This is a genomic window from Mesorhizobium sp. CC13 (genome assembly GCF_039907765.1).
Classification (GTDB): Bacteria; Pseudomonadota; Alphaproteobacteria; order Rhizobiales; family Rhizobiaceae; genus Aminobacter.
Genome location: NZ_JARDJI010000001.1, coordinates 610,989 through 625,898, shown reverse-complemented (window position 1 = coordinate 625,898; position 14,910 = coordinate 610,989). Strand labels below are relative to the sequence as shown.

Below are 14,910 nucleotides of genomic sequence, written 5' to 3'. Positions count from 1 at the left end.
GGCGGGACGTCGGCATGGCGGCAAGGGGGAGGATCCGCCGGCCTGGTCCCGCACGCCAGTTCATTGGCGCGGCCGGACCTTGGCCCCGATCCATTGCCGAAACATTGCGCCGGATCGCTAAAAGGCGATATCCGGCGGCAAAGTTTCGGTAAGCTTAACAGATGGTTACCGGACCTTCCTGGCGTGGCCCTACCGCGCGCTCCGGGTCAGCAGCCGCTGGTAGAACAGGCCGATGCCGATGAGCACGGCGCCCAGCCCGATGAACGACAGCGCCCGCAGCACGCCCTCCAGCTCCGACATGTCGAACAGGAACACCTTGGCCACGGCCACCGAGATGAGGGCGGCCGAGGCGACGCGCAGCACCTGCGAGCTCAGCTTCACGCCGGCGACCAGCAGGGCGACGCCCATGGCGAGCCAGAGTGCGGAATAGGAGTAGGTCTCCCACTGCCCGAGCCCGGCCCACAGGCCGATATATTCGCCCTGGAACAGCCGGCGCACCGAAAGCGTCGCATAGGCGAAGGCGAGCAATGCGGCGACCAGCGCCAGCATCGCCGAATACCATTGCGGCCGCTTGCCCCTGGCGTAATAGGCCAGCCCCGCCGCCGCCACCGCCGGCAGCAGATAGGCGAGGAACAGGAGGTTGAAGAACGGAATGCCTCCCGTCCGCTCGTCGGTGAACAGCGGGTTCAGCACCAGGAAATGCTGGGCGACGACGAACAGTACCGACAGCACGCCGATCGCCAGCGAGCCGTAGCGCAGCACCGGGCTCGGCGAGCGCATGTCGAGCGCCGTCAGTATGCCGCCGCCGCCGATCGCGATGAGCGTGTAGATCGCCTGTTCGGCGAGCGTCGGCGTGCCGGCATAGATGACGCCGCCGTTCATCGCGTGGCGCACCAGCATCGCCACCGCAAGCAGCGAGAACAGCGCCGCCACCGCCTCCATGACCAGCCGCGGCCTGCCGTCGGTGGTGCGCGCCAGCTGCCAGGCGGATAAGCCGAAGGCGAGCGCGGGAATGCCGTAGCCAGGCAGCAGCCAGTTGAACACCGGCGTGGTGCCGAGCACATCCGCGCCGACGATGGTCGGATCGAAGGCGACGCGCGCCAGCACCACGGCCGCGGCGCCGACGCTCAGCCAGCCCAGCACCGGATAGCCGCGCTGCCGCGTCGCCAGCGCCGGCAGCGCCGCCGCCGCCCCCGAGAGCACCGTGGTCCAGCCCGAGCCGAAGCCCATGTGCAGGGCAAGCAGTAGGGCGACGCCGGCGCCGCCGAGCGCGAATGAGACGGCGGGGCCGCCCGTGAGCGGCGGCTCCTCCGCCCGCGCCAACCACTCGCCGCCGGCGGCGAAGGCCACGACGAGCACTGCCGCGATCACGGCGCGCAACAGGTCGCGGTCCGGGTTGCCATAGGCGAACCAGAGCGAGAACAGCACCACCAGCGGCACCGCCACGCCCCATCCCATCCAGGCGGCCGCCCGCCACGGCGTGGCGACCAGCAGCCGCCTGGCCTGCCACAGGCCCAGGCCGGCGAAGACGAGCCCGAGCCCCCAGCCGATGCGGGTGAGCTCAGCGCCCGACAGCTCGATCGGCAGGCCCTCGAAGGTCAGCCCGCCCACCGGCAGGTCGAGCTCGAGCGTGCCGCCCGACGCATTGCGCAGATAGACCAGCACGGTCGCCGCCCCGGCCGCGAAAAGCAGCGCCAGCGCGCCGGGCCGGCAGGCCGCCACCGCAAGCAGGCCGAGCAGAAGGGCAGCCCCCCTGAGCGGCCCGCCGAGCCCGGCATAGGTCGGATGGACGAACAGCACCAGGGCGGTGATCGCCAGGAAGAACGCCGGCACGATCGACGGCCAGTCCAGTTCCGCCTGATCCTCGCCGCGTCCCAGCCAGACGAAGGCGAGCGTGGCGAGCGTTGCGGCACTGATGAACAGGATGACGGCGAAGTCGGCCAGCGGCGCGTCGGCGAGGTAGAGCAGCGTCCACAGCCCGGTGCCGACGAAGGCCGCCCCCATCAGCAGCGTCCAGCGCCTGATCCGCGCCACGGCCGCCGTGGCCGCAAGCACGATGGCGAGATAGCCGAACAGCGCCCAGATGTTGGGCGCCGTCGACGAGATCAGCGCCGGCGTCACCATGGCGCCGAGCAGGCCGAGCCCGGCCAGCGCCTGGCCGTGCGCGAGGGCCGCGGCGATCGTCGCCACGCCGATGATGCCCATCAGCACGAAGGCCGGCCCCGCGCCGATGAAGCCGTAGAGCCCATGCGCGGCATAGACCGTGCCGAACAGCGCGAATGCCCCCGCCGCCGTCAGGATCGCCGGGATGTAGGCGCTGCCGCCGCCCTCTACCGGCACCCGGTAGCCGGTGCGACGGATGAACTCGCCGCCGCCGACCAGCGCGAGACCAAGAAGTGCCGCGAGCGTCAGCCGCGCGCCGGGGCCGAACAGGCCGGATTCAATCGAATATTTGATCAGGAAGACCGCGCCGAAGGCCAGCGCCAGCCCGCCGACCCACACCGCCCAGCGCGTACCGAGCGCGGTTTCGATGTCGGGCCTTTCGCGCGCCGGCGCGGGCTCCGCGGGCGCTTCGGCGCCGCTCCACGGACCGGCCTGCGTGGTCTCCGCGGCAGCCGCGGCAGCAGCCGGAAGCTCTTCGGCTCTCGTCGGCAGGGCCTGCTCGGCAGCCTGTTCGGTCACCGGCGCGAGCGCGGGCGCTTCGTCTGCCGCGGCCTTCGGCGCCTCGGGCGCAGGCGGCTCGCCGACGGCCTCCGCCGATGCCTCGCCAGCCTTCGTGGCGACCGCCGGCGCCACGCCCGAAAGCACGAGACCGCGCAGCGCGCGCAGCTCGCGTTCGAGCAGGTTGAGCCGCGACTGCTGCTTCGAGGCGATGATGATCAGCGCGACGATGGCAATGACGCCCAGAAGGCTTTCGAACATGGCCAGCTCCCCCTCAGATTTGGCCTTGGATGATCACCGCGCCGCGAGATTGGCGACGGGAAAGATCGAGCATGTTTCGGTCCCGAAGGCGAACAGCTTGCCGCTGCCGTCCTTCAGGCTGGCCTCGGCGACGGCAAGCGTCCTGCCCTTGTGGATCACCCTGCCCTCGCAGACCACCTCGCCCGTATTGGGGGTGATCGGCCGCGTCAGGTTCACCTTGAACTCCGCCGTGGTATAGGCCTCGCCCTTGGCGAGCGTGCTGTGCACGGCGCAGCCGAGTGCCGAATCGAGCAATGTCGCGGCCCAGCCGCCATGCACCGTGCCGAGCGGATTGAGATGATGCGCGCCAGGCAGCCCGCGGAACACCGCCCGCCCCTCCTCCACGCCCGTCAGAGTGAAGTTCAAGAGGGCTGCGATCGGCGGCGCCGGATAGAGCCCGTCGACCACCCGCTGCAGCAGTTCCAGCCCCGAATGGAGATGGACGTCGTCGTGCGGGATCGTGCCCAGGCCCAGCTTCGAGACATGGCCGGGAAACAGCTCGACTTCGCTCATGCGGCAGTGCCTCCATGCGAGATCGCCCGGGCGGCGTAGAACTTGCGCAATGCCGCAAGCAGGCCGCCCCGCGCCTCGGGCGCATCGAGGCCGCGCGGTTCGTAGACATGGCGGGCAAAGAAGAAGCTCGTCAGCCGGAACGCATCCTCGATCGCGGCAAGGTCCGCGCCCTCGCGCGCCCCGCGCCGCAGGAAGGCGGGCAGCGGCAACAGCTTGTCGCGCCACGGCCCGGCCGCCGCGCGCGATACGGCGCGGCCGGATTTCGGCGACACGTAGCTCAGGTCCTCGCGGCTGCCGGTCGCCGCGCATTCGCCGAGGTCGAGGCCGAAGCCCAGCTCCTCCAGCACCAGAAGCTCGAAGCGCACCACCAGTTCGCCGACGCCGTCGGCCTCGCCGAGATGGTCGATCATGATCGCCAGCGTCTCGTAGAGCCCGGCATGCGGGTCGCGCTCAGGCAGGAGCCTGAGATGCGCGGCAAGCGTCTGCAGGGCGTAGACGGCGACGGCGCTGTCGATCAGCCGCGCCGCATTGAGCTCGATCGGCTCGGCCTGGAAGGTGCCCAGGTGCTCGTCGAGCCGCGCCCGCCAGACCAGGTCGACGCGGTTGCCGGCCTGCAGCACCGGCTGCTGCTTGCGCGAGCGGCCGCCGCGCACCAGGCCGAGATGGCGGCCATGGGCGCGCGTCATCACCTCGAGCACGGCGGAGGTTTCGCCGTGCCGTCTCGTGCCGAGGATGATTCCTTCGTCGCGCCACTCCATGGCCGGACCATCAGCCGGTTGGGCCGCGAAATCAAGGACAATGGCGAGGGCTCCGGCCGAGCCGAATCCGGGGCCCGCCGCAGATCGGCCAGTTCCCCACGGTCGGAGCGGTAGCCCTCCCGCTCACGCCTCCCGCAGCGGCGGAATGACGGCGATAAGCAGCAATGCCGCAAGCACCAGCGCGGCCGCCGCGATGGCGAGCGGCAAGAGCCCCAGCGTGATGAACGGCGCGACCGCGGCGGTGCCGGCGGCCGTCGTGCCGAGAATGGCGACGACGACGAGTGCAGCGCCCCGCGCGTCGTCGCCCTGCGACGCCACCACGGCGCGGTGGAAGCCGGGCGGGCCGCGGAAGCCGAGCCCCGTGTTGAAGGGCACGAACAGCGCCGTCACCACCAGCGTGTCCGTTCCGCCCGCGAGCGCATAGGCCAGCATCGCCACGCCGCCGAGCGCGGAAAGTGCCGTGCCGGCCCAGATCATCCGCTCGGCGCCGAAGCGCCCGGTCAGCCGGCCCGTCCAATTGGCGGCGACGATGAAGGTGGCGATGCCGGTCATCTGCATGACGATGAAGTCCTCGAGGCCAGCACCCAAGGCCGTGACGAACACCGTCGGCGCCGCAAAGACGATCACCAGCAGCGCGCCCAGCGTGAAGGCGTGGCTCAGCGCATAGCGCAGGAACACGGCGTCGCGCAGCAGGTGGGCGTAGCCGCCGGCGCCGCGGCCGGTGGTCAGCGGCGGCAGGTGGCGGCCAAGGCCGGCGACCGCCGCCGCGAGCAGCAGCGCCAGCACCGCGATCACCGTGAAGGAAGCGTTCCAGCCGGCGATCGACAGCAGCCACACGCCGGCTACTGGCGCCAGCGCCGGCGTCAACGATTCGATGCTGCCGAGCAGGCCGAGCTTGGCCACGGCGCGCTCGTCGCCGAACAGCGCCCGGATCATGCCGGGCGCGAAGACCGCCGCCGCCGAGCCCGCGGCTCCTTGCAGGAAGCGCAGGCCGATCAGCATGTCCAGCGACGCGCTCATGCCGGCCAGCGCCGAAATCAGGCCGTAGGCCGTGAGCGATGCCACCAGCAGGCGCCGCTGGTCGAAATGCGCGCCGAGCGTGCCGAAGGCGAGCAGACCCGCCGCCGAACCGGTGACGAAGGCCGCCAGCACGAATTGCGCTTGGGCATGGCTGCCGCCCAGCACCTCCGGCAGGCTCGGCACCGCCGGCAGCACGAGGTCGGTGCCGGCGATGCCGAGCACGGTGCTGGTCACGATGAGGGCGAAGGCGATGCCGCCATGGCCGCCATGCTTGCCGGTGGTCATTGTCCTGCCAGTCCGTCGATCGAGGGCCTTTTTCGGGACGGCGTCAGTGCCCCATCGCCGGCCACGGGTCAACAACGGCCGGTTGGGCCAACATCCTCGGTCAACCCTGCGCCCTGACCGCCCGACGGCACGGCCGCCAGCTCTCAGCCGTGGCGCGGCCATTGCGTGTGGAGCGCATCGATGACGAAGCCATGGGCGTGCCGATGCCCGAGGCGGTGGCCGCCCTCGGTCCAATGCGGATCGTCGTCGGCAAGGTCGTGATGGTCGTGGTCGACGACGTCCGGATCGGACGACGGCCACAGGACCACCGCCGCGGCCGTGGCCACGGCCGCGATCGCCGCCATGGCGACGAAGGTGGCCGACAGGCCGACGGTTACGCCGAGCCAGCCCGCCAGCGGGTAGGTGATCAGCCAGCAGGCGTGCGACAGCGCAAACTGCGCGGCAAACACGGCCGGCCTGTCCTCTGGACGCGACGAGCGCCTCAGCAGCCGGCCCGCCGGCGTCTGGGCGATCGAATAGCCGAGGCCGAGGACGAACCACAGCGGCATCAGCGACGCGAGGCCCTCTACCTGCGTGCCGGCAACAAGGCCGAGCGCCAGCAGGGCTATGCCCGCCAGCATGATCGAGCGATCGTTGATCCGGTCGAGGATCCTCGGCAGCATCAGTGCCGCCAGCATCGACCCGCCGCCATAGGCAGCGAGCGCGATCGCCGTCGACCGCTGCGTCAGGCCGTACTCGCCCTGGACGATGACGACGGTGTTGACGATCACCATCGCGCCGGCGGCGGCGACCGCCATGCTGACCGCCAGCAGGCCGCGCAGCCGAGGGGTGGCGAGATAGATGCGCAGGCCGCGCGTGGTCCGCTCGTAGATGCCGCGCGGGGCGGAAGGCTGCGGGCCGGGCAGCGTCACCGAGACGACCAATGCGGCGGAGGCCAGGAAGCCGACGACGGTACCGGCGAACAGGTCCTGGAAGCCGACCACCGTCAGCAGCGCCGCCGCCAGGATGGGACTGACCAGGCTCTCGAGGTCATAGGCCAGCCGGCTGAGCGACAACGCCCGCGTATAGTCCCGCTCGTCGGGCAGGACGTCGGGAATGGTCGCCTGGAAGGCCGGCGTGAAGCCGGCCGACGCCGACTGCAGCACGAAGATCAGCACATAGACCTGCCACACCTCGGTGACGAAGGGCAGAAGCAACACCACCGCCGCGCGCACCAGGTCGAGGCAGACCAGCATCGAGCGCCTCGGCAGCCGCTCGGCAAAGGCGGCGGCCACCGGTGCCACGCCGACGAAGGCGATCATCTTGATCGCCAGCGCGGTGCCGAGCACCACGCCCGCGTCGGGTCCCGCCAGTTCATAGGCGAGCAGCCCGAGCGCGACCGTGGCAAGGCCGGTGCCGATCAGGGCGATCACCTGGGCCGCGAACAGATGGCGGTAGGTTCGGTTGGAGAGTATCTGAAGCATCGGTCCGGCTCCGGCAGTGTTCGGCGGCCCCGGGGCCAGGACGTGGTTCGGCGCAGGCGCGCGCCCCTCAAGGCCTGCGACGGTGCCGCGCTAGAGGTATTTGGTGATTTCCTTGAACTCGTCGATCGACTGGCGCTGCTCGCGCGGCAGCGGTCCGACGGCCTCCTCCAGGCAATGGTCGAGATGGTCTTGGATCAGCGTGCGCTTGGCCTGGCCGACGGCCTTTTCGACCGCGTGCAGTTGCTGGGCGACATCGAGGCAGGGCCGGCCCGCCTCGATCATGGCGATGATGCCGCGAAGATGGCCCTCGGCCCGCTTCAGTCGCTTGAGCGTGTCGGGGTGGGAAGCGTGGACATGCGCATGTTCCGTCATATGCAATTGCTATCCCCCCGGAGGGGATATTGCAAGTGCGATTGCGACTTGGGCGCGTCGGTGGAGCGGCCTTGCTACGCTACGAGACGTGGCGGCAGTCGCATTCGCCTAAACGTCAGACGACCAGCGTGCCCGCCCCTACCTGTAGCCCGTCGCGTCGGCCGGCTTGCCTGCCGCCTCCACCTCGTCGAGATAGCGCCAGGCGTCGGGCCGCGAGCCGTCGAGGTCGGTGAAGCCGTAGACCTGGGCGAGCCCGCCGCTCGACAGCGACTGGCCGTTCCAGCGCGCCACGTCGGGATCGGCGGCAAGTGCGGCCACCGCCCGGCCGACGAAGCGCGGCGTCTCCGAAATGACGAAGTGCGGCACCTTTGTCGTCGCATCGCGCCAGTTGTCCTCGCCGACGCCGAAGGCCTCCAGCATCATCTCCGAGCGCAGCCAGCCGGGCGTGATCGCCACCGCGGTCGCGCCGTGCGGCGCTAGGTCCTTGGCGTGCGCCCAGGCCATGCGCAGCACCGAGGTCTTGGCGAGGTCGTAGAAGGGCGACAGCCTGTAGTTCCTGGCATTGTAGTCGGCGGTGCCGTCGGTCACTTCGACCAGCAGCCCGCCCTGCCGCTCGATCATCAGCGGCAGGGCGAAATGCGCGGTGATCAGATGCGTGTCGATGCCAAGCCGCAGCAGGCGCAGGCCGTTGTCGAGGTTGTGGTCCCACACCGGCTTGTTCCACTCGAACAGCTTTTCGCCGCCCCAGATGTCGTTGACCAGCACGTCGAGCCTGCCCTCGTCCCTGCGCAGGCGCTCGACCAGCGCGCGCACCTCCTCCGCCACCAGATGGTCTGCGGGTACGGCAACGCCCTTGCCGCCGGCGGCGGTCACCAGTTCCGCCGTCTCCTCGATGGTTTCCGGCCGGTCGTACTCGGAGCCGCGGTCGCGCGTCGTGCGGCCGCTGACATAGACCGTCGCCCCGGCCGCGCCCAGTTCGACGGCGATGCCGCGTCCTGCGCCGCGTGTCGCGCCGGCCACCAGCGCCACCTTTCCCTGAAGCGTCATCGAACTCTCCCGTACGACTTTTTCGGCACAAGGGGGCGGCGCTGCGTCCGCCTCGGGCATTCGCCGCGCCAGATGCACGTTCCTCACAGACCAGTCGGAGCCAGCGCACGCCAGACTGGCTTTTCCCATCGAAGCGATATATAAATGAATATTCGTTTATAAACAAAAGGTCAATATGGCCCGCCCCAGAACCCTCTCCGACCTCGACATCCTCGACGCCGCCAACCGGCTTCTCCACCGGCACGGCCCCGAAGCGCTCACCTTCGAAAGCCTCGGCCGCGCCTGCGGCCTGTCGCCCGCGACGCTGGTGCAGCGCTTCAAGTCGAAGGCCGGCCTCAAGCGGGCCGCCCTGCTCCGCGCCTGGGACGGCCTCGACGAGATGACCGCAGCGCTTGCTGCCTCAGCCCCGCAAACGCCCGACGGCGCCATCGAGCTGCTTGTCGGCCTGTCGCACTATGGCGGCATCGAAACCTATGCCGAGGGGCTGCTGCTGTTGCGCGAGGATCTGCGCGATCCGGTACTGAGGGCGCGCGGCGCATCCTGGAAGACAGCGCTGTGCACGGCGCTCGACGAACGCCTGTCGGGCATCGCGGGCGCACCGGCGGGCCTGGGCCTGCTGATGGCCTCGTTTTGGCAGGGATCGCTGCTGTGGTGGGCGTTCGAGCCCGAGGGCCAGGTCGAGGACTTCGTCGAGGCCGGCCTCAGGCAGTTCGTGGCCGCCTTGGTCACCCGCCCGGCCGAAAGATGACGGCGGCCGCGCAGGCCCCGGCTACGCCCGTTCTTCCCACACCCTGGCGAGCTCGACGATGGTCCTGACCGCCTTTTCCATGTCCTGCCGGCTCACCCACTCGAGCGGCGAGTGGAAGGCGTGGCCGCCGGCGAAGATGTTGGGGCAAGGCAGGCCCATGAACGACAGCCGCGAGCCGTCGGTGCCGCCGCGGATGCTGCCGCGCACCGGCTCCATGCCGGCGCGGCGGATCGCCTCGACCGCGTGTTCGACGATCTCGGGGTGGCGGTCGAGCACCACCTTCATGTTGCGGTACTGCTCTTTCACCACAAAGCCGTAGCTCGAGCCGGGATACCCCTTCAGCACGTCCTTGACGATCGCCTCCAGCATCGCCTCCTTCTCGGCCAGGCCCTCGTCGCGGAAGTCGCGCACGATCAGGCTGATCGTCGCCTTCTCCATCGAGCCGGTCACGCCCGTGGGGTGCACGAAGCCCTGCCGCCCATCGGTCGTCTCGGGCGCTTGGTCCTTCGGCAGCCGGTCGACGATCGCGCCGGCGATCTTGACGGCGTTCTCCATCCGGCCCTTGGCGAAGCCGGGATGCATGGCCACGCCCTGGATGGTGATCTCGACGCCGTCGGCCGAGAACGTCTCGTCCTCGATGGTGCCGGCGGTCTCGCCGTCCATGGTGTAGGCGAATTTCGCGCCGAGCTTGGCGAAGTCGACCTTGTCGACACCGCGGCCGATCTCCTCGTCCGGCGTGAACAGTATCTTGATGGTGCCGTGCCGGATGTCGGGATTGGCGACAAGCACCTGCGCCGCCGCCATGATCTCGGCCACGCCGGCCTTGTCGTCGGCGCCGAGCAGCGTCGTGCCGTCTGTGGTGACGATGTCGTTGCCGATCTGGTTGTTCAGCTCCGGATGCTCGCTGACCTTGATGACGCGCGAAGGGTCGCCCGCAAGCACGATGTCGCCGCCCTCATATTTGCGGATGATCTGCGGCCTCACGCCGGTGCCGGTGAAATCGGGCGCGGTGTCCATGTGCGAGCAGAAGCAGATGACGGGCACTTGCTTGTCGCTGTTGGCGGGGATCGTCGCATAGACGTAGCCGTGCGCGTCGAGATGCGCGTCGGTCAGGCCCATCGCCAGCAGTTCCTCGACCAGCACGCGGCCAAGGTTCTTCTGCTTCTCCGTCGAAGGCTGCGCCGCGGACCTGGGGTCCGACTGGGTGTCGATGACGACATAGCGGAGGAAACGGTCGAGCACGGTGTCGGTCATGGCAAGGTCCAATGCGTCTGTCGGTCCGCCTGCTATAGCCGCGACGCCCGCCGCCGTGAATGCCTTTCGCCGCCGCCGCCGTTGGACCAGGGAGGGGCACACGAGCCTGAAATGGATCGAGGGCCCGGTTGGAAGTTCTTGGGCAGAGGCACACATTCGGTTTCATCGCGCGAAGGTGCCGCGCCCTATTCGGAAGCTGGAACTTGCCGTTCGCAATGCCTGACCCATAACATTCATGTGGAAACCGATCTTCGCAACATCCTCGATGAAACGCTGGTCTTCACCCGCGCGTGGCTCGTCAATGCCGCCACGCCATGGCTTCTGTATCAAATCGCCATCGTGGCAATTCTCTACATCGGAGCGAAGCTCGCTGCGCGACGCCTCGAACCGCTCCTGGAGAACCGGGCGCGGCGGATAAAGGGACATCCCGACCTGTTGCGGGTCATAGTCGCGCTGTTGCGGCGCATCGACTGGATTTTGTTCACGCTCTTCTTGCTTGTAGCGCTCACGATCATGCGGAGCCTCACCTGGCCGAGCCGTACGCATCTGATCTCAATCGCGCTGTCGTTGTCCCTCGTCTGGCTGTTCGCGTCCGTGCTGTCGCGCATCGTCCGCAACCGCCTGGTTGCGCGCTCCCTTGGCTGGTTTGCATGGTTCTTTGCCGCCCTCGTCATCTTGGGCATCAACGATGAAGTCGCGGCTTTCCTGGACAGTCTCGCCTTGCCTCTGGGCGAGAGCCGCCTTTCGGCTCTCACGGTGCTGAAAGCGGCGCTGTTGCTTGCCGCGACCGTTTGGTGTGCGGTCATCGTCGGCAAATATCTCGATGAGCGTGTTCAGAAGTCCGAAGAACTGACACCTTCGATCCGCGTGCTCATCGGCAAGGTCGCAAAAATCGGCCTGGTGTTGGTGGCCGGTGCCATTGCCTTGTCTTCCGTAGGTGTCGACCTGACGGCGCTGACGGTGTTTTCCGGCGCCGTTGGCGTCGGTCTGGGCTTTGGCCTGCAAAGGGTCGTTTCGAATTTCGTCTCCGGGGTGATCATCCTTCTGGACAAGTCAATCAAGCCAGGCGACACGATTTCGCTTGAAGGTACATTCGGATGGACACGCGAGCTGCGGGCGCGATTTGTCTCCGTGGTGACGCGAGACGGCCGCGAGTACCTGATCCCGAACGAGGACTTCATCACCCAGAGGGTCATCAATTGGTCGTTCAGTGACAACCTTGTCCGGCTCGACGTGAATTTCGGCGTCACCTACGACGCGGACCCGCATACGGTCAGCCAACTGGCGATTGAGGCCGCCATGAACGTCCCGCGAGTCGAAGCGGACCGGCGACCGGTATGCTGGCTGACGGATTTCGGCGAATCCTCGCTCAATTTCGTCTTGCGTTTCTGGATCCACGACCCTCAACAGGGCCTGGCCAACGTTCGCGGCAAGGTCCTGCTCGCCTTGTGGGAGACTTTCGCCAAAAACGGAATTGCCATCCCATATCCGCACCGCGAGATCATTCTCAAGCGGGACGGAGGCGACGCTACCAAGCCATCGGCGCAATAGTAGCAACAAAAAGCGGCAACCTGGCTCATCAAACGTCGCGCGAGCGCGGCGTCGGCGCCAATCCATCGCCCGGCGCGAAGCATCACACGAAGCCGCCGCCCCCGCCGGGCTCGCGACTAGTCGGAGCGTTGACCTGCAACATTGCCCCTAGATGGATATTGGTCACCTCTACTGTGGAGCCCTGCTTATTGTGGCCAGCGGAAAACCGGCAATTATCTCTCTGATTGCGCGACTGACCTGCAGTGTATGGCAATGACCCGCTGCCCCGACATTCATCCATGACTAACACATTGACTCATTCAAATGCGTGAACTCAACTTCGGTTTAGATTCGAGGGGGAGTGCGGCGCCGAGACTGGTCGTCGCTTGGAGCTCCGAGAATAATGAGAGCCCCGAATGTACGGACCAACGATACTCGCCCGAACGTTATCTTCGACAACTCGCCGCGATCGCTACGGCAATCATTGGCAATATCATTCGCGCAGTGATCATCATTCGAAAGTCGCCTGCTGGGGCGTAGTGTTCGATCTACTTGCGACGACGCCATTGCTGCGTCGGCACGTCGATGCCGGTGTCGTCTGCTTCGGTATCAATCATGAGATGCGAGACTTCGTTCATGATCGTAAGAAAAATCTCGATCTCGTCCTCTGCACGCCGAGTGGGATCGCAACCGATGAGACGCTGTCGAGTATCACGCGGGGGTACGAAATCGAGTTGACGCAAACGGAACAGGCGGTGCTGAATGATCTTCCGAGGCTCGTTCGGGCGCCAGTGGGTTCCGTGATCATGGCTCTGGAAGCCAAGGCGTGCATGACCGCCCACCAACGTGCGTTGCCGCGCCTCTACGACGAATTGAACTCCTCGCATCTCACCGTGCATGGGGCAAGTGAGCAAGCGATTGCGGTTGGGTTCACGATGGTAAACGTCAGCAGCCGTTACCTTAGTCCCGACCTGAACAAGAAGAACCGGGCGACAGACCCGGAATGGAGCCAGCACAAGCAGCCGCGAGACGCCCAGATCGCCGTCGACAAGATAAAGCAATTGCCCCGCCGTTCGAAGGTTGGGGACGTCGGCTATGATGCTCTCTCCATCGTGGTCGTAGACATGCCCAACGATGGCGCGCCTGTCCGATTGATCAACGACCCGCCAGCACCACAGAGTGGTGAGATCTATCACTATGACACGATGATCGCCCGGTTATCGGGTATCTATGCGACGCGCTTCAAGGATCTTGCATAGTCTGGCGCGGATACGGTCCCGTTCACATTCCCAGATTACGACTACGCGATACCCGTCGCGTCTTAGTTTTACGATTGCTTGAGCGTCTCGACGCCGATTGTCACGAAATTTCGTAGTCCAAAAGCTCGTATTCGACTTGGGTAGAGTCGCCTTCGTGCAACTGGTGTGATGATGCCAGAAGCAACCATTGACGAATATGGCCCAGCGGCGTGCGCGATTGGCGAAGTCGGGGCTACCCGGAAGCTGCTTTACATTCTTACGATATCGAAGGCCCATCTCACGCAACTCGGCAGCGACCAGCATCTCGATCTTAGTGCCCTTCTGCCGCACACCCGCCATGCGCACCGACGTAGCGGCGTCTGGATGCGAAGCCTTCATTCCGCAGCGATGGCGGCTACCACGTCGTTCACGCGTTCCAGCATCTCCATGCGCTCGAGATGATCTCGGAGACGATCCTGGAAGCCGTTTGCGAATCGGAGCGTAGCCCGCTCAGTCCGGGAGATGAACCCACGTGTTGCACGCGCCGACAATGGCTTACCGCGATGCCTGAGGAAGCCCATCAAAGCCGGTCTTGCCTCCCACCGCGGATAGGCGTTGATGGACACTCCATACCGCCGATCTCCATCGAAGCGCGCAGCCTTTGGCCAACGGCCGTTCGCCGGCAACTCTCCGTCTCGACCTGCATCATAAATTCCCGGTTCGGCAAGCCGCTCACCCAACCATCGAGCGACGGGGACCGTAACCGCGTTGCCGATTAGTGACCAGCGAAGCGACGCTCGCCCAACAGTTTCGGCCGGAGACGTCCAATCTTGCGGAAAACCCTGAAATCTCTCCGCGTCGCGGATATCGGGAGTGATGACGTCGCTCGTGGGCAGAAGGATCGCTGGCGGGGATGCAATGCCAATGGTCGAGCCGTTCTTGAGTGTCGGAATGGCGTCCGGTGCCCAGCCCAATCCGCGCACACCCTCGGTCCAATAGAATCCGTGAGCGCGAGCATCTAAGTCGGTCAACGCGAGTCGAGGCTCCGTCTCGTCGACTAGAATGGTCGAAGCAGGATCAACATCCGTCGTAGTTGCGACAAAGAGGACGCGTTCACGCCGCTGAGGCAGGAATGCAAGGCTATTTACGACACGATATGCCCAACGGTAACCGCGCTCTTCGAAAGCCTCGATTAGGATGCGCATGGCGCGTCCTTTCTCCAACTGCAGCATGAAGGAGACATTTTCAAGCACGACCCAAGGAACGCGACGCCGGTCGAGCAGTCGAAAGATTTCACTAACGAGCCCCGATCGTGCACCGTCGATACCAGCCGTGAGCCCAGCTTGGCTGAGATCCTGACACGGGAAGCCACCGACGAGAAGGTCAACGTCGTCAGGTATCGCCTTTAGATCCCGAACGTCGCGCTCACAGGGAACTTCGGGCATTCTCGATGCGAGGACTGCGCGCGCGGGCTCCCAAATTTCGCAAAGGAGGGCCGTCTCATGCCCCGCCGCGGCAAGCCCACGTTCCAATCCTCCGATGCCCGCGAACAATCCCGCAACCTTCACGCCGCCCTCTCAAATTCTCTCACACCGCCCATCACAAGGTCAAAGGCACAACGCCAACTGTTCCCTTTATGTTCTAATTTGTCAATCCGTTTCCAGATGGCACTTGGCCCCTCCTCAGGCACGTACGTCAATGGCGAGAAGCCAATTATCAAC

General features: G+C 66.5%; 13 protein-coding genes. 3 read left to right on the top strand and 10 right to left on the bottom strand.

Translation table 11 applies throughout. The features are described from left to right. Positions 1–189: 189 nt before the first annotated feature. The 7 genes from PV773_RS02945 to PV773_RS02915 form a co-directional block, all read right to left on the bottom strand. Positions 190–2,922, bottom strand: coding sequence for a DUF2339 domain-containing protein (locus PV773_RS02945; RefSeq protein ID WP_347964880.1), 2,733 nt, complete (start codon positions 2,920–2,922; stop codon positions 190–192). A 33-nt stretch (positions 2,923–2,955) separates the two neighbouring features. Further along, positions 2,956–3,474 carry a PaaI family thioesterase gene (locus tag PV773_RS02940; protein ID WP_347964879.1) on the bottom strand — a complete coding sequence of 173 codons (519 nt, stop codon included), beginning with the start codon at positions 3,472–3,474 and terminating at the stop codon, positions 2,956–2,958. Continuing rightward, positions 3,471–4,232: a DNA repair protein RecO gene (gene recO / locus PV773_RS02935; protein ID WP_347964878.1), complete on the bottom strand. Its 762-nt coding sequence runs from the start codon at positions 4,230–4,232 to the stop codon at positions 3,471–3,473. Before recO ends, PV773_RS02940 begins: the two co-directional genes overlap by 4 nt. 123 nt (positions 4,233–4,355) lie before the next feature. Further along, positions 4,356–5,537, bottom strand: coding sequence for an MFS transporter (locus PV773_RS02930; protein ID WP_347964877.1), 1,182 nt, complete (start codon positions 5,535–5,537; stop codon positions 4,356–4,358). Positions 5,538–5,680: 143 nt separating this feature from the next. Further along, positions 5,681–7,000, bottom strand: coding sequence for an MFS transporter (locus PV773_RS02925; RefSeq protein ID WP_347964876.1), 1,320 nt, complete (start codon positions 6,998–7,000; stop codon positions 5,681–5,683). 90 nt (positions 7,001–7,090) lie between these two features. Further along, entirely contained in the window at positions 7,091–7,372 is a 282-nt protein-coding gene (locus tag PV773_RS02920; protein ID WP_347964875.1) for a metal-sensing transcriptional repressor, read from the bottom strand. 138 nt (positions 7,373–7,510) lie between these two features. Then, entirely contained in the window at positions 7,511–8,419 is a 909-nt protein-coding gene (locus tag PV773_RS02915) for an SDR family oxidoreductase (RefSeq protein ID WP_347964874.1), read from the bottom strand. Positions 8,420–8,594: 175 nt separating this feature from the next. Between PV773_RS02915 and PV773_RS02910 the strand changes: the two genes are divergently transcribed. Continuing rightward, entirely contained in the window at positions 8,595–9,167 is a 573-nt protein-coding gene (locus tag PV773_RS02910) for a helix-turn-helix domain-containing protein (RefSeq protein WP_347964873.1), read from the top strand. A 21-nt stretch (positions 9,168–9,188) separates the two neighbouring features. Here PV773_RS02910 and pepT read toward each other — a convergent pair whose 3' ends face one another. Further along, entirely contained in the window at positions 9,189–10,421 is a 1,233-nt protein-coding gene (gene pepT / locus PV773_RS02905; protein WP_347964872.1) for a peptidase T, read from the bottom strand. Between the two features lie 258 nt (positions 10,422–10,679). Between pepT and PV773_RS02900 the strand changes: the two genes are divergently transcribed. Next, the gene (locus PV773_RS02900; RefSeq protein WP_347964931.1) at positions 10,680–11,972 is read left to right on the top strand and encodes a mechanosensitive ion channel domain-containing protein; all 1,293 of its coding nucleotides are present in this window, start codon (positions 10,680–10,682) and stop codon (positions 11,970–11,972) included. Positions 11,973–12,367: 395 nt separating this feature from the next. Next, the gene (locus PV773_RS02895; protein ID WP_347964871.1) at positions 12,368–13,210 is read left to right on the top strand and encodes a hypothetical protein; all 843 of its coding nucleotides are present in this window, start codon (positions 12,368–12,370) and stop codon (positions 13,208–13,210) included. Here the strand turns inward: PV773_RS02895 and PV773_RS02890 are convergent. Next, positions 13,169–13,588: a very short patch repair endonuclease gene (locus tag PV773_RS02890; RefSeq protein ID WP_347964870.1), complete on the bottom strand. Its 420-nt coding sequence runs from the start codon at positions 13,586–13,588 to the stop codon at positions 13,169–13,171. The genes PV773_RS02895 and PV773_RS02890 overlap by 42 nt on opposite strands. Continuing rightward, positions 13,585–14,757 (bottom strand): DNA (cytosine-5-)-methyltransferase, encoded by a 1,173-nt coding sequence (dcm, locus tag PV773_RS02885; protein ID WP_347964869.1) that lies wholly within the window; start codon positions 14,755–14,757, stop codon positions 13,585–13,587. Before dcm ends, PV773_RS02890 begins: the two co-directional genes overlap by 4 nt. Positions 14,758–14,910: the final 153 nt, after the last annotated feature.